Origin of the sequence: Pseudomonas sp. GM25 (genome assembly GCF_000282255.1) — a bacterium.
GTDB classification, from domain to species: Bacteria; Pseudomonadota; Gammaproteobacteria; order Pseudomonadales; family Pseudomonadaceae; genus Aquipseudomonas; species Aquipseudomonas aphyarum.
On record NZ_AKJQ01000078.1, the window covers coordinates 156912 to 177545 of the forward strand.

General features: G+C 60.6%; 19 protein-coding genes. 6 read left to right on the forward strand and 13 right to left on the reverse strand.

What is annotated here, in order from left to right:
- Positions 1-178 precede the first annotated feature (178 nt).
- Positions 179-1204, forward strand: a complete 1026-nt coding sequence (gene tsaD / locus PMI24_RS27410) for a tRNA (adenosine(37)-N6)-threonylcarbamoyltransferase complex transferase subunit TsaD (RefSeq protein WP_007959892.1) — start codon at positions 179-181, stop codon at positions 1202-1204.
- A 23-nt stretch (positions 1205-1227) separates the two neighbouring features.
- Here the strand turns inward: tsaD and plsY are convergent, their stop codons facing one another.
- The gene (gene plsY / locus PMI24_RS27415; RefSeq protein ID WP_007959895.1) at positions 1228-1797 is read right to left on the reverse strand and encodes a glycerol-3-phosphate 1-O-acyltransferase PlsY; all 570 of its coding nucleotides are present in this window, start codon (positions 1795-1797) and stop codon (positions 1228-1230) included.
- A 74-nt stretch (positions 1798-1871) separates the two neighbouring features.
- Between plsY and folB the strand changes: the two genes are divergently transcribed.
- Together folB and folK are read left to right on the forward strand one after the other, a co-directional pair.
- The gene (gene folB / locus PMI24_RS27420) at positions 1872-2228 is read left to right on the forward strand and encodes a dihydroneopterin aldolase (protein ID WP_007959896.1); all 357 of its coding nucleotides are present in this window, start codon (positions 1872-1874) and stop codon (positions 2226-2228) included.
- Entirely contained in the window at positions 2219-2737 is a 519-nt protein-coding gene (folK, locus tag PMI24_RS27425) for a 2-amino-4-hydroxy-6-hydroxymethyldihydropteridine diphosphokinase (protein ID WP_007959899.1), read from the forward strand. Before folB ends, folK begins: the two co-directional genes overlap by 10 nt.
- A gap of 39 nt (positions 2738-2776) precedes the next feature.
- On the opposite strand, the gene PMI24_RS27430 is transcribed toward folK, so the two are convergent.
- From PMI24_RS27430 to PMI24_RS27480, 11 genes are all read right to left on the reverse strand, one after another.
- The gene (locus tag PMI24_RS27430; protein WP_007959901.1) at positions 2777-4006 is read right to left on the reverse strand and encodes a multifunctional CCA addition/repair protein; all 1230 of its coding nucleotides are present in this window, start codon (positions 4004-4006) and stop codon (positions 2777-2779) included.
- A 63-nt stretch (positions 4007-4069) separates the two neighbouring features.
- Positions 4070-5641, reverse strand: coding sequence for a SpoVR family protein (locus PMI24_RS27435; RefSeq protein ID WP_007959904.1), 1572 nt, complete (start codon positions 5639-5641; stop codon positions 4070-4072).
- Entirely contained in the window at positions 5638-6909 is a 1272-nt protein-coding gene (locus tag PMI24_RS27440) for a YeaH/YhbH family protein (protein WP_007959907.1), read from the reverse strand. The genes PMI24_RS27435 and PMI24_RS27440 overlap by 4 nt, the downstream gene beginning before the upstream one ends.
- A gap of 205 nt (positions 6910-7114) precedes the next feature.
- Entirely contained in the window at positions 7115-9037 is a 1923-nt protein-coding gene (locus tag PMI24_RS27445; protein ID WP_007959909.1) for a PrkA family serine protein kinase, read from the reverse strand.
- Between the two features lie 297 nt (positions 9038-9334).
- Positions 9335-9664: a thiosulfate sulfurtransferase GlpE gene (glpE, locus tag PMI24_RS27450; RefSeq protein ID WP_007959911.1), complete on the reverse strand. Its 330-nt coding sequence runs from the start codon at positions 9662-9664 to the stop codon at positions 9335-9337.
- 33 nt (positions 9665-9697) lie between these two features.
- Entirely contained in the window at positions 9698-10579 is an 882-nt protein-coding gene (locus PMI24_RS27455) for a symmetrical bis(5'-nucleosyl)-tetraphosphatase (protein WP_007959914.1), read from the reverse strand.
- The gene (apaG, locus tag PMI24_RS27460) at positions 10579-10959 is read right to left on the reverse strand and encodes a Co2+/Mg2+ efflux protein ApaG (RefSeq protein WP_007959915.1); all 381 of its coding nucleotides are present in this window, start codon (positions 10957-10959) and stop codon (positions 10579-10581) included. The genes PMI24_RS27455 and apaG overlap by 1 nt, the downstream gene beginning before the upstream one ends.
- Positions 10960-11075: 116 nt before the next feature.
- A complete protein-coding gene (rsmA, locus tag PMI24_RS27465; RefSeq protein WP_007959916.1) occupies positions 11076-11894 on the reverse strand; it encodes a 16S rRNA (adenine(1518)-N(6)/adenine(1519)-N(6))-dimethyltransferase RsmA in 819 nt (272 codons plus the stop codon).
- Positions 11891-12880: a 4-hydroxythreonine-4-phosphate dehydrogenase PdxA gene (pdxA, locus tag PMI24_RS27470; protein WP_007959917.1), complete on the reverse strand. Its 990-nt coding sequence runs from the start codon at positions 12878-12880 to the stop codon at positions 11891-11893. The genes rsmA and pdxA overlap by 4 nt, the downstream gene beginning before the upstream one ends.
- Complete coding sequence (surA, locus tag PMI24_RS27475; protein ID WP_007959918.1) at positions 12877-14193, reverse strand: peptidylprolyl isomerase SurA; 1317 nt, start codon at positions 14191-14193, stop codon at positions 12877-12879. Before surA ends, pdxA begins: the two co-directional genes overlap by 4 nt.
- Positions 14174-16972: an LPS-assembly protein LptD gene (locus PMI24_RS27480; RefSeq protein ID WP_007959919.1), complete on the reverse strand. Its 2799-nt coding sequence runs from the start codon at positions 16970-16972 to the stop codon at positions 14174-14176. The genes surA and PMI24_RS27480 overlap by 20 nt, the downstream gene beginning before the upstream one ends.
- 130 nt (positions 16973-17102) lie before the next feature.
- On the opposite strand from PMI24_RS27480, the gene PMI24_RS27485 reads away from it, so the two are divergent.
- Genes PMI24_RS27485 through PMI24_RS27495 form a run of 3 tightly spaced genes read left to right on the forward strand, consistent with a single transcriptional unit; the run spans position 17103 to position 19559 of the window.
- A complete protein-coding gene (locus PMI24_RS27485) occupies positions 17103-18122 on the forward strand; it encodes an aminoglycoside phosphotransferase family protein (RefSeq protein WP_007959920.1) in 1020 nt (339 codons plus the stop codon).
- On the forward strand, positions 18119-18790 hold the full coding sequence (gene murU, locus PMI24_RS27490; RefSeq protein WP_007959922.1) for an N-acetylmuramate alpha-1-phosphate uridylyltransferase MurU: 672 nt from the start codon (positions 18119-18121) through the stop codon (positions 18788-18790). The genes PMI24_RS27485 and murU overlap by 4 nt, the downstream gene beginning before the upstream one ends.
- A gap of 1 nt (position 18791) precedes the next feature.
- Positions 18792-19559, forward strand: coding sequence for a TerB family tellurite resistance protein (locus PMI24_RS27495; protein WP_007959923.1), 768 nt, complete (start codon positions 18792-18794; stop codon positions 19557-19559).
- 60 nt (positions 19560-19619) lie between these two features.
- On the opposite strand, the gene PMI24_RS27500 is transcribed toward PMI24_RS27495, so the two are convergent.
- Positions 19620-20609, reverse strand: coding sequence for an alpha/beta hydrolase family protein (locus PMI24_RS27500; RefSeq protein WP_007959925.1), 990 nt, complete (start codon positions 20607-20609; stop codon positions 19620-19622).
- Between the last annotated feature and the right edge of the window lie 25 nt (positions 20610-20634).

Sequence of the window (20634 nt, forward strand, 5' to 3'; positions counted from 1 at the left end):
ACCGGGGTCAACATCCTCGCGGCAAAAGAGCACTTGAAGACGTCGGTTTTTAAGGGTTGCGGATGTTAACCCCTCATCGCTCGGAATGCAAAGCCTCTGATCGAAAACCGCTGGTCGGGGCATCACGCGGCGACTATTATGCGCGCCTTCGAATTCAGCCTAAACAAGGCGCAAACCCATGCTAGTACTGGGATTAGAAACTTCCTGCGACGAAACCGGCGTCGCTTTGTACGACAGTGAACGCGGCCTGCTGGCCGACGCGCTGTTCAGTCAGATCGACCTGCACCGCGTCTATGGCGGCGTGGTGCCGGAGCTTGCTTCGCGCGACCACGTCAAGCGCATGCTGCCCCTGATTCGTCAGGTGCTGGCCGAGGCCGACTGCGTACCGACCGAGATCGACGCCATCGCCTACACCGCGGGTCCCGGCCTGGTCGGCGCGCTGCTGGTGGGGGCTTCCTGCGCTCAGGCGCTGGCGTTTGCCTGGGGCATTCCGGCGCTCGGCGTGCATCATATGGAAGGCCATTTGCTGGCGCCGATGCTGGAGCCAAAACCGCCGGAATTCCCGTTCGTCGCTTTGTTGGTCTCCGGTGGTCATACGCAGCTGGTTCAGGTCGATGGCATCGGCCAATACAGCCTGCTCGGCGAGACGCTGGACGATGCCGCGGGCGAAGCTTTCGACAAGACTGCAAAAATGATGGGCCTGAATTATCCGGGCGGACCGGAAATCGCCAAGCTGGCCGAGAAGGGCGTCGCAGGACGTTTCACCTTCCCGCGTCCGATGTGTGATCGTCCGGGCCTGGATTTCAGCTTCAGCGGCCTGAAGACCTTCGCCCTCAATACCTGGCAGCACTGCGTCAGCGCCGGGGACGACAGCGAGCAAGCCCGTTGCGACATCGCGCTGGCGTTCCAGCAGGCCGTGGTGGAGACTTTGACCATCAAGTGCAAGCGTGCCCTCAAGCAGGCCGGCATGAAGCGTCTGGTGATCGCCGGCGGCGTCAGTGCCAACAAGGCGCTGCGTATTTCGCTGGAGAAGATGCTCGGCGACATGAAGGGCGATGTGTTCTATGCCCGTCCCGAGTTTTGCACCGATAACGGCGCGATGATTGCGTTTGCCGGCTGCCAGCGTTTGCAGGCCGGTCAGCAGGAGAGTCTGGCGATCAGCGTGCAGGCGCGCTGGCCGATGGAGCAGTTGTCGGCGCTGTGATGAGCGGCGCTCACGTGCGGTATTTAAAAATGCCGTTCGCGCCCGGCGAACAGGTCGCGTAGATTGCCCCGGTGGCGCCAGACGATCAGCAGTGTCAGCGTGCTCATCGGCAACAGCGCCGCCGGTTCCTGCCAGGCCAGCAACGGCAGGGTCAGCGGAGTGGCGATCAGCGCCGCCAGCGAGCTGGTGCGGGTCAGGTAGAAGGTCAGCAGCCAGGCGCACACGGCCAGCAGCGCGGCGGGTGGATACAGCCCCAGCAGCATGCCGGCCGCCGTGGCAACGCCCTTGCCACCGCGAAAGCGGAAGTACAACGGGAACAGGTGACCGATCACGGCGCAGACGCCGATCCACGCCTGATCCTGCAGCGAAAGGCCCATTGCCGAAGCGATCAGTACCGGTAGCAGGCCTTTGCACAGATCACCCAGCAGGGTCAGGATCGCGAGTTTGCGTCCGGCCAGGCGCAGCATGTTGGTGGCGCCGGCATTACCCGAGCCACTCATTCGCGGATCCGGATTTCCGGTCAGGCGGCTGAGCAAAATGGCGAAGGACAGAGAGCCGAGCAGGTAGGCGAGGATCGCCAGTAACCAAAACATGCTAACTATTCCGGGCGAGGACGCCCTGATTCTAACGGCGCATTGCGCCCTTGTCGTGCAGCGGAGAAAAGTGCTTGGACAGAGTGTTTATCGAGGGCCTGGAAGTCGACACCGTGATCGGTGCCTACGACTGGGAGCGCGGCATCCGACAGTGCCTGCGTCTTGATTTGAGCTTCGCCTGGGACAATCGCCCGGCCGCCGCCGGTGACGATCTGACCCTGGCGCTCGATTACGCCAGTGTGTCCACACGGATCCAGGCCTTTGCCGAGCAATCCCAGTATCAGCTGGTCGAGACCTTCGCCGAGCGTCTGGTTGAAGTGCTGATGAGCGAATTCAAGATCACCTGGATGCGCCTGAAGCTGACCAAGCCAGGTGCCGTACCGGCCGCCAAGGGTGGTGTGGGTGTGGAGATCGAGCGCGGATGCCGCTGACCCAGGTCTATCTCGGGCTCGGTAGCAATATCGAGCGCGAAACCCATTTGCAGGCCGGTCTGGATGCCTTGTCCACGTTTCTGGTGGATATCCGCTGTTCGCCTGTGTTCGAAAGCCAGCCGGTGGGAATCAAGAGCGGGCCGTTCTTCAACTTCGTGGTATCGGCGTTCACCGATCTGCCGTTGATCGAGCTGGATCGCCGCTTGAAGTTCATTGAAGCGGACAACGGTCGCTATGCGCCGGATCGCAAGGGCTTGCCGCTGGATATTGACGTGTTGCTGTACGGCGATCTGGCGGGTAACTTCGACGGGCTGATCCTGCCTCGTGCGGAAATCCTGAAAAATGCCTTTGTGCTGTGGCCGCTGTCGCTGATTGCGCCGGATCGGGTACATCCCGGTGTAGGAAAAAGCTTTGCCACATTGTGGGCCGAAGCGCAGATCGATCAAGTGCTGGCACCGGTCGGATTTGAGTGGCGCGGTACTCAGCTCACGCCTTCAGATCTGTCTTGAACAGTTTGATCCGCCCTCGCGAGGGCGGATCAGGTGTTTTCATGACGCCGCCGATTCCTTGTAAGCCTTCAACGCCTTGAGCCGTTCGCGCTTGAGTGCCTCGCCCAGTTCCGGGCCTTTGAATCCCTTTTCCAGCAACGGCTGCACCGCCACGCCGCGCGCCACATTGGCCGCACCTCGCAGATAATCCGCCTGTGGATAACTGCGTTGCTCGAGCCCTTTGCGGCCTCGGGCATCCATCTCGCACGCGACGATGAACTCTTCGAAACGTTGTGGCCGACGGTAAACGTCAAAGCTTTGCAGCAACTCAAGCAAGGTCGAAGCCTTCAAGTCCAGGGCGCGATGCCCATGGGTGTGATATTGGCCGACCAGCAAGGCCAGTTCCTGACAATCCTTTGGTGCCTTGAAGCGCTCGTTGACCGCTTTGATCAACTTCAGGCCTTTGTGTTCATGGGCGATGTGCCGTGGCCATTCATCCTCAGGAGTAAGGCCTTTGCCGAGGTCGTGCAGCAGGCAGGCCCAGCGTACGGTCAGCGGTTGCTTGTGCAGGGCTGACTGCTCAAGCACGCTCAGGGTGTGAATGCCGCTATCGATTTCCGGGTGATGGGCTTCCGGTTGCGGCACGCCGAACAAGGCATCGACCTCTGGCATCAGCACCTTCAAGGCGCCGCAATCACGCAGCACCTGAATGAACACTTGGGGCTGATCTTCCATCAGTGCGCGGGAAATCTCTTTCCAGCTGCGTTCGGCCGTAAGGGCTTCCAGCTCACCCGATTCGCTGAGCTGACGCATCAACTCCAATGTCTCGGGCGCCACCTTGAAACCAAGCTCCGCGTAGCGGGCAGCAAAGCGCGCAACGCGCAGAACCCTGAGGGGATCTTCGGCAAACGCGGGGGAAACGTGACGCAGAATCCGCTCTTCTAGATCGCGCTGGCCGTGATAGGGATCGGTCAGGTTTTGCTGATCGTCTTCGGCCATGGCATTGATCGTGAGGTCACGGCGGATCAGGTCTTCTTCAAGCGTGACCTCGGGACTGGCGTGAAAGGTGAACCCCCCATAACCACGGCCGCTCTTGCGCTCGGTGCGGGCGAGGGCGTACTCCTCGCCGCTTTTCGGGTGAAGAAATACCGGGAAATCCGCGCCGACCGGGCGATACCCCTTGGCGAGCATTTCCTCGGTAGTTGCGCCGACCACCACCCAATCGATGTCGGTAACCGGTTTGCCCAGCAGGCGATCACGTACCGCGCCGCCGACCTTGTAAATCTGCATAAAAAACCTCCGTTGGCCCGACAGGATAACCCTTGCGCCGGACTTTCGGAGGCCTGAACCGGATCAAAGATGAATGACGGCCAAGTCGAGTCGACCGTAGTCCCCCTCGCTGTGTTCGCTGCGGGGCGGAACATGATGGGTCTTCATGATCTGGTCGCCCTGCAGGGTTTCCAGGTGAATGTCGAAACCCCACAGCCGATGCAGGTGTTTCAGAACCTCCTCGGTGGAATCGCCCAGCGGTTTGCGGTCGTGTTGCTGGTGGCGCAGGGTCAGCGAGCGATCGCCGCGACGGTCGATGCTGTAGATCTGCACGTTCGGTTCGCGGTTGCCAAGGTTGTATTGCGCCGCGAGCGTTTCGCGAATGATCCGGTAGCCGCCCTCGTCATGGATCGCGGGCACCAGCAGATCGTCTTTCTGATCATCATCGAGAATGCTGAACAGCTTAAGGTCGCGGATCACCTTGGGTGACAGGTACTGCAGGATGAAACTCTCATCCTTGAAGCTGCTCATGGCGAACTTGATGGTCGACAGCCAGTCGCTGCCGGCGATTTCCGGGAACCAGCGGCGGTCTTCTTCCGTAGGCTCTTCGCACATGCGGCGGATGTCGCGATACATCGCAAAACCCAGCGCGTACGGGTTGATGCCGTTGTAATAAGGGCTGTCGAACCCCGGCTGGAACACCACACTGGTGTGGGACGTCAGAAACTCCATCATAAAGCCGTCCGTCACCAGGCCTTCGTCGTACAGGTCGTTCATCAGCGTGTAGTGCCAGAACGTCGCCCAGCCTTCGTTCATCACCTGGGTCTGGCGCTGTGGATAGAAATACTGGGCGATCTTGCGCACGATCCGCACGATCTCGCGTTGCCAGGGTTCCAGCAGCGGGGCGTGTTTCTCGATGAAATACAGGATGTTTTCCTGCGGTTCGGCCGGGAAACGTGCGTTGTCCTTGTCGCTGTACTTGTCCGCGCCTTTGGGAATGGTGCGCCACAGGTCGTTGATCTGCTTCTGCAGATGTTCTTCGCGATCCTTCTGCCGACGCCGCTCTTCTTCGGCGGAAATCGGGTACGGACGTTTGTAGCGGTCGACACCGTAGTTCATCAGGGCGTGGCAGGAATCGAGCAGATCCTCCACGGCATCAATCCCGTGGCGCTCCTCACACTGCATGATGTACTGCTTGGCGAACACCAGGTAATCGATGATCGAACTGGCGTCGGTCCAGGTGCGGAACAGATAGTTGCCTTTGAAGAAGCTGTTGTGGCCGTAGCAGGCATGCGCGACCACCAGTGCCTGCATGCAGATGGTGTTTTCCTCCATCAGGTACGCGATGCACGGGTCCGAGTTGATCACGATTTCGTACGCCAGCCCCATCTGCCCGCGGCTGTAGGATTTCTCGGTGCTGAGGAAGTGTTTGCCGTAGGACCAGTGGTGATAGCCCAGCGGCATGCCGACCGAAGCGTAGGCGTCCATCATCTGTTCGGCGGTGATCACTTCGATCTGGTTGGGGTAGGTGTCCAGGGCGTAGCCGGCCGCGATACGGGCGATTTCGCGGTCGTACGTCTGGATCAGCTCGAATGTCCATTCCGAGCCGGTGGAAATGGGTTGGCGCTTCTGCTCTTTGGCGGTCTTGGCGGTCATGTCACTAACCTGCGCTGGAAGAGTTCACGGAAGACCGGATAGATATCCCCGGCCGAGACCAGTTGTTGCTGGGCAAAAGTGTCGGAAAAGGCTTCGGCGATGCGCTCGTACTCGTACCACAAGGCCTGATGTTCGCGCGGGGTGATCTCCACGTAAGTGTAGTACTGCACAAAAGGCATGATCTGGTTGATCAGGATGTCGCGGCAGATCGGCGAGTCGTCGTTCCAGTTGTCGCCGTCGGAAGCCTGGGCGGCGTAGATGTTCCATTCATTGCTCGGGTAGCGCTCGGCCATGATCTCCTGCATCAGTTTCAGGGCGCTGGAAACGATGGTGCCGCCGGTCTCGCGGGAATAGAAAAACTCCTCTTCGTCCACTTCGCGGGCGCTGGTGTGGTGGCGGATGAACACCACGTCGATCTTGTCGTAGTTGCGCTTGAGGAACAGGTACAACAGGATGAAGAAGCGCTTGGCGATGTCCTTGGTCGCCTGGGTCATGGAGCCGGAAACGTCCATCAGGCAGAACATCACGGCTTTCGAGCTGGGGTTCGGTTGCTTGATCAGCAGGTTGTACTTGAGGTCGAAAGTATCGAGGAACGGCACCCGATGGATGCGCGCACTGAGCTTCTCGATTTCCGCTTCGAGATCCTGAATGTCGCCGAAGTTGTCGGGTTCTTCGCGTTTGAGTCGCGCCAGTTCCTCTTTGACCTCGCGCAGTTTGGCGCGGCTGCTGCCCGATAGCGCAATACGCCGGGCGTGGGCCGAACGCAGGGTTCTGATGATGTTGATCCGCGACGGGTTGCCCTCGTTGCTGATCCCCGCACGCACGGTCTTGAAGGTATCTGTGCCGGTCAGGTTGCGCTTGACCAGGTTGGGCAGTTCGAGATCCTCGAACATGAATTCGAGGAATTCTTCCTGGGTGATCTGGAAGACGAACTCGTCCATGCCTTCGCCGGAGTTGCCGGCCTTGCCCGGCCCACGGCCTCCGCCACCTCCCGGCGGACGGGCGATGTGTTCGCCTGCGGTGAATTCCTTGTTACCGGGGTGAACCACGGTCTGCTTGCCGCCGCGACCATGGTGAAGCACCGGTTCGTCGATATCGCGACCGGGAATGCTGATCTGCTCGCCGTGCTCCATATCAGTAATGGAACGCCGGCTGACCGCCTCTTCGACAGCCTTCTTGATGTGGTCACGGTAACGCCGCAGGAAGCGCTGACGGTTCACCGTGCTCTTGTTCTTGCCATTGAGACGTCGGTCGATCACATAGCTCATGACTGCTCCTTAGAAGCTGTCCTGCAAAGGGGCGAGCGGTCATGCAGCATTGAACCGAATGCCAAGGGACGTACACGCTCCCCCAAGCGCTTTGGGTGCTGCCTGAACCTCGCTACCGCCTTTCGAACACCTTCCAGAGGCCTGTGTAGCAGAAAATGCGCGCACAGGCCTCGGGCTGACGACAACCGGTCTGACCGGCCGCGGTTTACTGTGATTTTCTGACCCGCAGATACCACTCGGAGAGCAGTCGTACCTGTTTGTCGGTGTAGCCGCGTTCGACCATTCGTGTAACGAAGTCGTTGTGTTTCTGTTGATCCTCTTTGCTGGCCTTGGCGTTGAAGCTGATGACTGGCAGCAGGTCTTCGGTGTTCGAGAACATTTTCTTCTCGATGACCACACGCAGTTTTTCGTAGCTGAGCCAGGTCGGGTTCTTGCCGTTGTTGTTGGCCCGGGCGCGCAACACGAAGTTGACGATTTCGTTGCGGAAATCCTTCGGATTGCTGATGCCGGCCGGTTTCTCGATTTTTTCCAGCTCCTCGTTGAGGGCAACGCGGTTGAGGATCTCGCCGGTTTCCGGATCGCGGTATTCCTGATCCTGAATCCAGAAGTCCGCATACAGCACGTAGCGGTCGAAGATGTTCTGGCCGTACTCGCTGTAAGACTCGAGGTAGGCGGTCTGGATCTCCTTGCCGATGAATTCGATATAACGCGGTGCCAGGTACTCTTTCAGGTAACGCAGATAGCGCTCGCGGGTCTCGGCCTGAAACTGTTCCTGTTCGATCTGCTGTTCCAGCACATAGAGCAGGTGTACCGGGTTGGCGGCGATTTCATGCGGATCGAAGTTGAAGACCTTGGACAGGATCTTGAACGCGAACCGGGTCGACAGACCGTTCATGCCTTCGTCGACACCTGCCGCATCGCGGTATTCCTGGATCGACTTGGCCTTCGGATCGGTGTCCTTGAGGTTTTCGCCGTCATACACCCGCATCTTGGAGTAGATGTTGGAGTTTTCCGGCTCCTTCAGGCGTGACAGCACGGTGAACTGTGCCAGCATCTTCAGGGTGTCCGGCGCGCAATGCGCCTTGGCCAGGGAGCTGTTGAACAGCAGCTTGTCGTAGATCTTCACCTCGTCGCTCACACGCAGGCAGTACGGCACCTTGACGATGTAGATCCGGTCGATGAAGGCTTCGTTGTTCTTGTTGTTGCGGAAGGTGTGCCACTCCGATTCGTTGGAGTGGGCCAGCAGGATCCCGGTGAACGGAATCGCGCCGAGACCTTCGGTACTGTTGTAGTTGCCTTCCTGAGTGGCGGTCAGCAACGGGTGGAGCACCTTGATCGGTGCCTTGAACATTTCTACGAATTCCATCAGGCCCTGGTTGGCCCGGCACAGCGCACCGGAGTAGCTGTAGGCGTCTGCGTCGTTCTGCGGGAATTCTTCGAGTTTGCGGATATCGACCTTGCCCACCAGCGCGGAGATGTCCTGGTTGTTTTCGTCACCCGGTTCGGTCTTGGCCACGGCGATCTGGTTGAGGATAGACGGGTACAGCTTGACCACCCGGAACTGGCTGATGTCGCCGCCGAATTCGGCCAGGCGCTTGGTGGCCCATGGCGACATGATGGTGTTCAGGTAGCGCCGTGGAATGCCGAAGTCTTCCTCGAGGATCGCGCCATCTTCGGTGGCGTTGAACAGACCCAGAGGCGATTCGAATACCGGCGAGCCCTTGATCGCGTAGAAGGGTACTTTTTCGATGAGCTGTTTCAGCTTCTCGGCCAAGGACGACTTGCCGCCGCCGACAGGGCCGAGCAGATAGAGGATCTGTTTCTTCTCTTCCAGGCCCTGAGCGGCATGGCGGAAATACGACACGATCTGATCGATGCATTCTTCCATCCCGTGGAAGTCTTCAAAGGCCGGATAGCGACGGATCACCTTGTTGGAAAAGATGCGCGACAGTCTCGAGTTGGTCGAGGTGTCGAGCAGTTCCGGTTCGCCGATGGCCAGCAATAGACGCTCGGCGGCGGAAACGTAGGCACTGCGATCCTTTTTGCACAGTTCCAGGTACTCCTGCAGGGAGAATTCTTCCTGGCGTGTGGACTCGAAGCGTTGTTGGAAGTGGCTAAAGATACTCATGACGTCACCTCGCTCGATACGTGGAGCCGACGCCGGATCACTCAGTCGATGCTGGCAAGCAGCTGCGATGGCAGCTGTTGTTTACCCCCCAGAACACTTTCGCGATCGACAATCGCGAAAGTCACTCCCGATGACCCGTGCGCCGGTGTACCGGCTCTCCCCTGTTTTGGATGGCCTGGGCTTAAGGATAGTTGGGAATTCGGGAGGTAAAGGCGAGATACGTAATTAGTTGTCTCAGACCGTTCGTCTGCTACCGCGCAAGCCCGCGGGAGCCGGGGCCTGCACGTTACAAAAAAATTATTCGGAGGTGCCTTGCGCAGTTTCCGAAGGAAAAGTCGTACGCCACAGTTCGAAGCCGCCGTCCATGCTGTAGACGTCGGAGAAGCCCTGGCTCACGAGGTACGCCGCGGCACCCTGGCTCGAATTGCCGTGGTAGCAGACGACGACGGTGGGTGCATCGAGGTCGGCGCCCTGGATGAAAGCATGCAGGGAATGATTGTCCAGATGCTTCGAGCCGCTGATGTGCAGTGCGGCAAATGTTGCCGGGTCACGGACGTCGACGACCACGGCGCCTTGCTCGCGCAGGGCCTGGGCCTGTTCCGGGGGGATACGTTTGAATTCGCTCATGGCGGGCTCCTGTGGCTCGGCTGAAAACGCAGTCTAGCGCGGGGCGCTGACGGGAGAAGATTCGGTGATCAGTGGCGCGACGCTGGGCAGGACGGCCCCGTGTTCGTCGCATTTGCATGACAGGCGTTCGCCGCTGTCGACATTCATCAGGGTCAGGCTGCCGCCCCAGACGCAACCGGTGTCGAGGGCGCAGATGCCGGGCTCCTGGACGTTACCTTCCAGCGCCGCCCAGTGACCGAAAATGATCCGCAGGCCACGGGTCTTGCGTTCCTTGTGCTGGAACCAGGGCTTGTAGCCCGGCGGCGCGGTGTCGAGGCCTTCCTTGCTCTTGAGGTCGAGCTTGCCTTCGGCGGTGCAGAAACGCATGCGGGTGAAGTAATTGGTGATGACTCGCAGGCGTGTCACGCCTTTGAGGTCGCTGTCCCATTTCGCCGGCTCGTTACCGTACATGCCGTCGAGAAAGGGTGGAAGCAGGTTGTCGTCACGCAGCGCGGTCTCGACTTCTTCAGCGTACTTGAGCGCCTTGCGCAGCGACCATTGCGGCGGGATGCCCGCATGCACCATGGCCACTTCGCGTTGTTCGTCGTAGTGCATGAGTTTCTGCTGACGCAGCCACTCCATCAGTTCGGCGCAGTCCGGCGCTTCAAGGATTTCACGCAGCGTGTCGGACTTCTTCATGCGCTCGATGTTCTTCGCCGCAGCCAGCAGGTGCAGGTCGTGGTTGCCGAGGACGCAGACCAGCGAGTCGCGCATGCCATAAAGGAAGCGCAGGGTTTCCAGCGACTGCGGGCCCCGGTTCACCAGATCGCCGACCAGCCACAGGCGATCCAGAGCCGGGTCGAACGCGACCTGCTTGAGCAGGCATTTGAGCGGTTCGAGGCAGCCTTGCAGGTCGCCGACGGCATACGTCGCCATCAGTGCAGGGCTCCGGGAACGGCGAGGCGGAAGGGCTTGATGATCGCATCGAAATGCTTGCCGTCGTCGGCGACCATTTCGTAAGTGCCTTGCATGGTGCCGACCTTGGTAGTCATCACCGTGCCGCTGCTGTAGGTGTGGCTTTTGCCGGCAGCGATCAACGGTTGCTGGCCAACCACGCCGGCGCCGCGCACTTCTTCGACATGCCCGTCGCCATCGGTGATCACCCAGTGGCGCGACATCAGGCGAGCCGGTTGCTCGCCATTGTTCTGCACGGTGATGGTGTAGGCGAAGGCAAAGCGCTCGTGCTCGGGTTGCGATTGGTCTGCCAGATAGTGGGTAACGACACTGACATCGACCTGGTAGCGAGGATCGGACATGCAAAAGGCCTTAAAAACGAAGCGGGACGCGGGGCGTAGCTGATTGGGATTCAGTCTAGGCAAGTATCGGGCAGTAGACCAGAGTTGGCGTCCCGCCCGATAGCGATCATTGCCGGTCAGTCGGCTTCAGGTGCTTTCGCCGGCTGTTCGGCGAGCTTGTCGGCCAGGCGCACGAACGCAGCCAGATCGAGTTGCTCGGGGCGCAGGCTGCCATCGACGCCGGCGGCTTCGATTTCGGCGTTGCTCAGCAACTGCTTGAGGGTGTTGCGCAGGGTCTTGCGACGCTGGTTGAAGGCTTCACGCACCACGCGTTCGAGCAGGCGATGATCCTTGGCCGGATGCGGCAGCACTGCGTGCGGTACCAGACGGACGATCGCCGAGTCGACTTTCGGCGGCGGATTGAACGCGCCCGGGCCGACGTTGAACAGGTGTTCGACCCGGCAATGGTACTGAACCATGATCGACAGACGGCCCCAATCGCCGCCACCAGGACCTGCGGCCAGACGCTCGACCACTTCCTTCTGCAGCATGAAGTGCATGTCGCGGATGATGCCGGCGTTGTTCAGCAGGTGGAAAATCAGCGGCGTGGAGATGTTGTACGGCAGGTTGCCGACCACGCGCAGGCTGTTCGGCGCAGCGTTCAGGCTGTTGAAGTCGAACTTCAGCGCATCGCCCTGATGCAGGTTGAAATTGCTCTTGCCGGCAAACTGCTGGTTGAGGATCGGGATCAGGTCCTTGTCCAGCTCCACCACGTCCAGCTGTGCGCCGGAGTTGAGGATGCCGGCGGTCAATGCGCCCTGGCCCGGCCCGATTTCCAGCATCCGGTCGCCGGCCTTGGCACTGATGGAGCGCAGGATGCGGTCGATGACGCCGGCATCGTGCAGGAAGTTCTGGCCAAAGCGTTTGCGCGCCTTGTGTTGGTATTGCTCGGTCATAAACGGGTCTCGGCCATCTGGTAGGCGGTTTCCAGGGCGACTTGCAGGCTGCCGGTGTCGATCTTGCCGCTGCCGGCCAGATCCAGGGCGGTGCCATGGTCGACCGACGTGCGGATGATCGGCAGGCCCAGGGTCACGTTGACCGCAGCGCCGAAGCCTTTGTATTTCAGCACGGGCAGGCCCTGGTCGTGGTACATCGCCAGCACTGCGTCGCAGTGCTCCAGATATTTGGGGGTAAACAGAGTGTCGGCAGGCAGCGGGCCACGAAGGTCCATGCCCTCGCCGCGCAGGCGCTCCAATGTGGGTTCGATGATGTCGATTTCTTCATGGCCCAGGTGTCCGCCTTCACCGGCGTGCGGGTTAAGCCCGCAGACCAGGATGCGCGGTTGGGCGATGCCGAATTTTTGTTGCAGATCAGCGTGCAGAATTCGCGTGACCCGCTCCAGCCGCTCCGGCGTGATCGCATCGGCGATGTCGCGCAAGGGCAGGTGAGTGGTGACCAGCGCCACGCGCAAACCGCGGGTGGCGAGCATCATGACTACCTGGGCGGTGTGAGTCAGGTCGGCGAGAAATTCGGTGTGACCGGAAAACGCGATGCCCGATTCGTTGATCACGCCTTTGTGCACCGGGGCGGTGATCATTCCGGCGAAGTCGCCGTTCAGACAGCCATTGCCGGCGCGGGTCAGGGTTTCGAGGACGAATGCGGCGTTGGCCTTGTCCAGTTGCCCGGCGACCACGGGGACGCTGAGCGGGGTGTCCCAGACATACAGGCTGTTGGCGGGCGCCGGAGCGTCCGGCCAGTGGTCAGGCGCCACTTCCAGCAAGCTGACGGCCAGCCCCAGCTGCGCGGCCCGCTCTTGGAGCAGGTCGCGGCTGGTGATGGCAATCAGGGGATGTGGCTGGGCTTGCGAGGCGAGCAGCAGGCACAGGTCGGGACCTATGCCGGCCGGTTCGCCGGGTGTCAGCGCGAAACGCTTGGGTTTCACTGCGCTGCCTGGTCTGCACCAGGGAGTTTGATCTCTACATACGCTTCGTCACGGATCTGACGCAGCCAGGTTTGCAGCTCTTCGTCGTATTTGCGGTTACGCAGTACGGTCATCGCTTGCTGCTCACGGGCCTGTTCGGTGCTGTCGGTGGCGCGACGGCCAAGGACTTCCAGAACGTGCCAGCCGTACTGGGTCTGGAACGGCTTGGACAGCTGACCCTGCGGGGACTTGGCCATCACGGCGCGGAATTCCGGTACCAGTGCGTTCGGGTCGATCCAGTTCAGGTCGCCGCCGTTGAGGGCAGAGCCCGGGTCTTCCGAATACTTCTTGGCCAGTTCGGCGAAATCTTCACCGGCTTCGATGCGGTTGTAGAGCGATTGAGCCAGTTCCTTGGTCTTGGCTTCGTCGCGAACCGGACTCGGCTTGACCAGGATGTGGCGCACATGCACTTCGTCGCGCATCTGGCTTTCGCCACCACGTTTTTCCAGCAGCTTCAGGATGATGAAACCACCCGGGGTGCGTGCTGGTTGAGTGATATCGCCAGCCGTCATGCTGCTCAGTTCACGGTCGAACGGCGGTGGCAGTTGAGCGGCTTTACGCCAGCCCATATCGCCGCCTTCCAGGGCGTTGTCACTGGCGGAGTTGGCCACGGCCATCTGGCCGAAGTCAGCGCCTTGCTTGAGCTGCTGGTAAACGTCCATCGCCTTGCGTGCAGCACTCTGAATCGCTTCGGAGTTGGCGCTTTCCGGGGTCGGAATCAGGATGTTGGCCAGGTGCAGCTCTTCGGACAGTTGCATCTTGCCCAGGTCGGAGGCGAGGAAGTTCTTCACTTCCTGTTCCGATACCTGAATGCGTTCGGCCACGCGGCGCTGACGCACACGGCTGATGACCATTTCACGACGGATCTGCTCGCGAGCGTCCTCGTAGGACAGGCCATCGCGAGACAGGGCGATGCGGAACTGTTCCGGGGTCATGTTGTTGCGCTGGGCAATGGTGCCGACAGCCTGGTTCAGCTCTTCATCGGTGATGCGGATGCCGGAACGTTCGCCGATCTGCAGTTGCAGGTTTTCGACGATCAGGCGCTCGAGCACCTGTTGATCCAGTACGCCCGGAGGTGGCAGGCCACCGCCACGCTTGGCGATGGTTTGCTGAACTTCGTGGACGCGTTGATCCAGCTGGCTCTGCATGACCACGTCGTTGTCGACGATGGCCACCACTTTATCGATGGACTGCACCGCGGCGTTGGCCGCGGTACCCAGGAACAGCGCGCCCAGCATCAGCGGGCGCAGACAATCAGAAAGCTTGGTCTTCACGTTGACGATAACCTTGGATGCCTTTGTCGAGGAAGCTCTCTACCTTGGCGCCAGTGAGGCCGCCGAGTCCCTTCAGAACAATTTGGAGGAAGACGCCGTGGTCGCCTTTTTCGTTTTCCGGGGCGTTCTGACTGAATTCGTCATAGCTGACCCAGTAACGGTTGATCAGGCGCAGTTTCCAGCAGCAGTTGTCATATTCGAAACCACCGAAGGCTTCCAGCGTGCGATTGCGGTTGTAGTCGTACTGCCAGCGGCTGATCGCGCTCCACTGCGGAACGATCGGCCAGATGACCGAGAAGTCATGCTGCTGGATCTTGTAGTAGTCCTTCACGTAGCCAGGCTGGCCCGGAGTGCCGTAGTCACCACCACCCACCGACCACTTACCGGTGTTCTGGTCGTAACGGACCTGGTCGTTGCGATAGCGATAGCCGACGTTGACCACCTTGTTCGGGTTGTCTTCAGGCTGGTAATGGAACATCGCGCTGCCGGAACGCGGGCTGCGGCTGTCCGGATCCCAGTTGTAATCGGCAGTGGTGCGCCAGTCGCGGTTCCAGCGGTATTCGTATTCCAGTGCGTAAGGCGAAACATTGGCCTTGGCGTCGTCGCGATCACTGAACGCGATGCCTGGCAATTGAACTTCACGATCCTTGAAGTACAACGCCTGGCCGACGCTGATACGTTGACGCTCGAAACCGTCGTCTTCGATCCAGCGACTGGTCACGCCCAGCGACAGTTTGTTCTCGTCGCCGACACGGTCGGAGCCGGAGAAACGGTTGTCACGGAACAGCGACGCATAGTTGAACGTGTATTCGCTGGTGTCGAATACCGGAATGTCTTCCTGATCCACCTTGGGTACATAGAGGTAGAACATGCGCGGTTCAAGCGTCTGACGGTAGTTCTTGCCAAAGAAGGACGTATTGCGGTCGAAGTACAGGCCACCGTCTACGCTGGCGATAGGTACGCCGCGATTCTGGTTGCTGTCGAAGGTACCGTTGAGTTTGTTCTGCTCTGCGGTCTGGGCGGCAATTTGCGACTTGCCGGTGCCGTCCAGATCCAGTTGATACTGGGTGTACTGGTACTTCAGCGACGGCTTCAGGAAACCATAGGTCCAGTTCATCGGCAGGCTGACGCCTGGTTTCAGATTCAGACGGTCGCCATTGGCACGAGCGAGGCCGAACACGTTGTTGTCGAGACGAGGCTCGACAGTGCCGTCTTCGTTCGTGAAGTTGCCGTTTTTCAGATCGCGATCAAAGCGGACAAGCTCGGTCTCGTAATCGAAGTTCAGGCCTTCCGGATGATACGGCAGCTGACCATTGAAGGTGATCTGCGGCAGGCGGTCATACGGTGTGATGTTCGATACGGTTGCCAGCTGGTACGCCTGGGCGTTCAAACGGGCGGCGTAGCTGTCGCCACGATAGGTGACCGAGCCCTGCTGGTTCACGTAGTCGGCACTTTTCACGCCGATCTGGTCGGTCTGCAGATCCTGGAAGTAATAAGGATCGCTGATCTTGGTGTAATCCACCTGGGTGAACACGCGGGAGTCGAGACCGCCCTTGTGTTGCCAGTTGTACATGTAGCGGGTCTTGTCGTAGTCGGTCTGGCCCTTGCGCTCGTCGTCCTCGTCGTTGAGGTACGCCGCACCGAACTGACCTTCGCTCGACTTGGTCAGGTAACGGAACTCGCCTTCCATCAGCATGCCGCGCTTGCTCATGTAGCGCGGATACAACGTGGCATCGTAGTTCGGTGCCAGGTTGAAGTAGTACGGGGTGACCAGCATGAAGCCGGTGTCGCTGCCGGAGCCGATGGTCGGCGGCAGGAAACCCGACTGACGACGATCGTCGATCGGGAAGTAGATGTACGGCGTGTACAGAACCGGAATGTCCTTGACCCGCAGCGTCACGTTGGTCGCGGTACCGAAACCGGTGGCAGGGTTCAGGGTGATGTTGTTGCCCTTGAGCTGCCAGGCGTTGCTGTTCGGTTCGCACGTGGTGTACGTGCCGTCCTTCAGACGGATGATCGCGTTTTCGGCACGCTTGGCGTACAGCGCGTTACCGCGGATGCGCGACTTGTGCATCACGTATTCAGCGTTGTCGACCTTGGCTTCACCGGTGTCCAGCTGTACATCGGCGTGGTCGCCGACGATCAGCGCGCCGTTGTCGCGAATGCGCACGTTGCCCGCCAGTTCGCCACGGCTTTCGGCCTGATACAGGTTGGCCTCGTCGGCTTCGACCTGCATGCTGCCCTGACGCATGACCACGTCACCGGCCAGACTCGCGACCTGCGAATCCTGCTGATAACGCGACGCCTTGGCGCCGATGAAGGTCGGGGCGTCACTTTTATTCGTCTTGTCATTCATGCCAGGACGAATCGGTTCGATATAGGAACCAGAGCAGTAAGGACCGGTCTCGGCCAGTTGGGCGGCGGTGAGCTTCTCGCGCGGAACCCAGTCGAGGTGACTGTAGTCTTCGCTACGGGATTTCAGGCCACGGCCCTTGGACTCGGTAACCAGTACCGGCTTGGGCCCGGACTCCGCAGTGGAGCCGCTCTCGGCCGGGGCTTCGCCGGCGGCGCTGACGGCACTGCCGTCATGCACGGGACGCGGCGGCAAGGCAGCGGCCGGCGTCTTCGGCGAGCAGGCCCAGCCTCCCGTTGCCGAGACGGCGCAGTCATACTGCTCGGCGGCAACAACGAATGAACTGGCCAGAGGTTGCATAGCCAGCAGACTGCCGGTTACCAACAACGGAAATTTTTTACGAAACGCGGGGGATTTCAATGCCATCTTATTAGTCCGGGCTTCCTGCGTGCCATCTGCCCGCGGTGTGGGCCGCACGCCTCTCGATGGTCTGAAAAAGATGCTGGATAATAAAGCATGACCCGCTTGACGGCTAGCGCCGTCGGAGACCCTTGCAATGCCTGATCAAGATGTACGCTTGCAACACCTGAAAGTTTGGCTCGATGAACAGCTGGCAACCCTTTTTGCCGATCAGGGCTGGGGAGCCGTACCCCCGGCTACGTTGACCGCGGCCAGCAGCGACGCGAGTTTCCGCCGGTATTTCCGTTGGGAAGGCGCGGGTCGCAGCTTCGTCGTGATGGACGCGCCGCCGCCTCAGGAAAACTGCAAACCGTTCGTGGATATCGCCTTTTTGCTGGCGAAATCCGGCATCAACGTACCGAAAATTTATGCCGAGGACCTCGAGCGCGGGTTTCTTTTGCTCAATGACCTGGGCAACAAGACCTATCTGGACGTGATCGACAGCGAAAATGCCGACGCGTTATTCAGCGATGCCCTGCAAGCGCTGCTGGCTTTTCAGCAGCTGCCGATGGTGGCGCCGCTGCCGAGCTATGACGTCGCGTTGTTGCGCCGCGAGCTGGAGCTGTTCCCCGAGTGGTACGTGAAGCGCGAGCTGGGCGTCGAGTTCGATGCAACCCAACAGCAGCAGTGGCAAAAGGTCAGCGAGCTGCTGATCGACAGCGCCCTGGCCCAGCCGAAAGTATTGGTGCACCGCGACTACATGCCGCGCAACCTGATGCTCAGCGAGCCGAATCCCGGCGTGCTGGATTTCCAGGACGCCGTGTACGGCCCGGTGACCTACGACGTGACCTGCCTGTTCAAGGACGCATTCCTCAGCTGGCCTGAAGAACGTGTGCGCGGCTGGCTGGAAAGCTACTGGCAGCAGGCGTCGGCGCTGAACATCCCGGTGCAGCCGGACTTCGAAGAGTTCCTGCGTGCCAGCGACCTGATGGGCGTGCAGCGCCATCTGAAAGTCATCGGCATCTTCGCCCGCATCTGCCATCGCGACGGCAAGCCACGCTACCTCGGTGACGTCCCACGTTTCTTCTCTTATATAGAAGCGGTCATCGCGCGCCGTCCCGAGCTGGCGGATCTGCAGGCACTGCTCGCCAGTCTGCGTGGTGGAGTGACGGCATGAAGGCAATGATTCTGGCGGCCGGCAAAGGCGAGCGCATGCGCCCGCTGACCCTGACCACCCCCAAACCGCTGGTGCGAGCCGGTGGCGTGCCGCTGATTGAATACCACCTGCGTGCCCTCGCGGCGGCCGGTTTCAATGAGATCGTGATCAACCATGCCTGGCTCGGACAGCAGATTGAAGATCACCTGGGCGATGGTTCGCAGTTCGGTGTGTCGATCCAGTATTCGCCTGAAGGTGAACCTCTGGAAACCGGCGGCGGAATTTTCCGCGCCTTGCCGCTGTTGGACGACGACGCGTTCCTGGTGGTCAACGGTGACATCTGGACCGATTACGACTTCAGCGTGCTGCATCAGCCGATCAACGGCCTGGCACATCTGGTGCTGGCGGATAACCCGGCGCATCACCCGACAGGCGACTTCACCCTGACCGACGGCCAGGTGCGTGATGGCCAGGCCGATGCGTCGACCCTGACCTACAGCGGCATCGCCGTACTGCATCCGCAGTTGTTCGACGGCTGCACCGAGGGTGCCTTCAAACTGGCGCCGCTGCTGCGAAAAGCCATGGCGGACGGGCAGGTCACCGGCGAGCGGTTGAAAGGTCACTGGGTCGATGTCGGCACGCACGAGCGTCTGGCCGAAGCTGAAGCCTTGATAGAAGCGAGTCGCTGATATGTTGTGGCCAGGGACTCTGATTGGAGCCGGAGCGGGTTTTGCGATCGCCAGCATTCCGGGGGCCATGCTTGGTGCTTTGTTGGGACAGGCGCTGGATCGGCGCCTGCATTTACAGAGCTGGGGGCATTTGCGGGAAAAACTCGGCGGACGGCCGATGCTGCGCAACGACGAGTTGTTGTTCGTGTTGCTCGGGCGTCTGGCCAAGAGCGACGGGCGGGTCACGGACGGTCACATCCAGCAGGCGCGTCAGGAGATGCGCGCGCTGGAAATGAGCGAGCCGGCACAGCGCCGGGCGATTGCCGCGTTCAATCGCGGCAAGTCCGGCAACGACAATCTGCGCGGTTATCTGCGTCGGTTAAGTGCTCAACCCCATGCGGCCGAAGGCGTGTTGCGCGCCTGTTGGCGAATGGTCTGGGCAGATGGCCGGGCCGGCGTCAGTGAGCGTGAATTGCTGGCGCAGTGGGGCAAGTGGCTAGGCTGGACGACCCACCAGATACAGGCGCTGGCGGCGGACTACGAGCCGCACAAGCGTCCGATCGTCAGCGCGGCGGTGAGCTATCAGGAGGCGATGCGCCTGCTCGGCGTATCGGCCACCAGTGAACCGGCGCAGATCAAGCGTGCCTATCGACGTCTGCTCAGCCGGCATCACCCGGACAAGGTGGCCGGGACGGGTGCCACGCCGGCGCAGGTGCGCGAGGCCACCGAGAGGACTCGCGAGTTGCACAATGCCTACACGTTGATTCGCGAACGGCGGGATTTTCGCTAGGCATAAAAAATCGCAGCGTCGGGCTGCGATTTTTTTGTCTGCGTTTCCAGTCAGGGCTCTTCAGTCCGGGCTTTGCGGATTCAGCCAGCCACGCACCCGTCGGAACAATTGCTCCTGTTCGGCCTTGTTGTCCGGCAAGGCCTTGAGTGCGACCTGACTGAACGCGGACGTTTTCAGCCGCTTGCTCGCCTGCAGGCGTTCCAGGGCCGCGTTGCGGTCCAGCGCCTTATCCATGTAGAAGATGTCCGCCGTCGGCAGCTTCAGGGTCGGCGTCAGTTCCACCAGCTCCGGTTTGGCCTTGGCCGGCGTCTGCGCGGCTACCAGCACCAGCTTCTCGACTTGCGAGCTTTGTCGCTCGCTCATGTAACGCGCCGCCCAGTAAGCGCCGGTGCCATGACCGAGCACGACGATGCTGCGCGCGCTCTGTTGTTCGGCGTAGGCCAGCGCTGCGTCGATGCGGGCGAAGATTCGCTCGGCGTCGGCCTTGGACTGTTCTTCGGTGGATTCAGCCACGACCTTGTCGGCCACATCGGCTTCGCCACCGGCGGCTTGTTCGATCGGCTCGGCGGTGGTCGAATCCTTGCTGCCCGGGTCGGCGGTCTTCGGTGCGGCGGGTGCTTCGACCACGCGCGGTGCGATGGCATCGCTTTGCAGATCGGGCAGGGTGATACTCAGGCTGCTCCACTCGACGTCCGGCAGCTTGCGGCGCAACGGCCCGATAGCTTGGGGCCAGTCGGCGGTTTCGCCGGCACCGGGAATGAGGATCACCGCGCCCTTGGGTTCGGCGGTGTTGGCCGGTTTCCACAGGGCGAGGAAGGTGTCGCTGCCGGCTTGCAGTTGCTGTTGTTCCTGAGCCGGAACCTTGCGTTCGAGTGCCGCGGCTTCTTCCTGACTACGCTCAAGCAGAGGCTGGCGTTCGACCGGTTTTTCTTCGGCGGCTTTTTCTGCCGCGGGGGCGGGTGCCGGATCCGCGGCTTCGACGGAAAACGCACAAGGCAGGATCAGCGACAGGCACAATGCTGGCATTGCCAGGCGATAGACAGGGGGCATCGGTTATTCCAGGCCAGAAGTTATC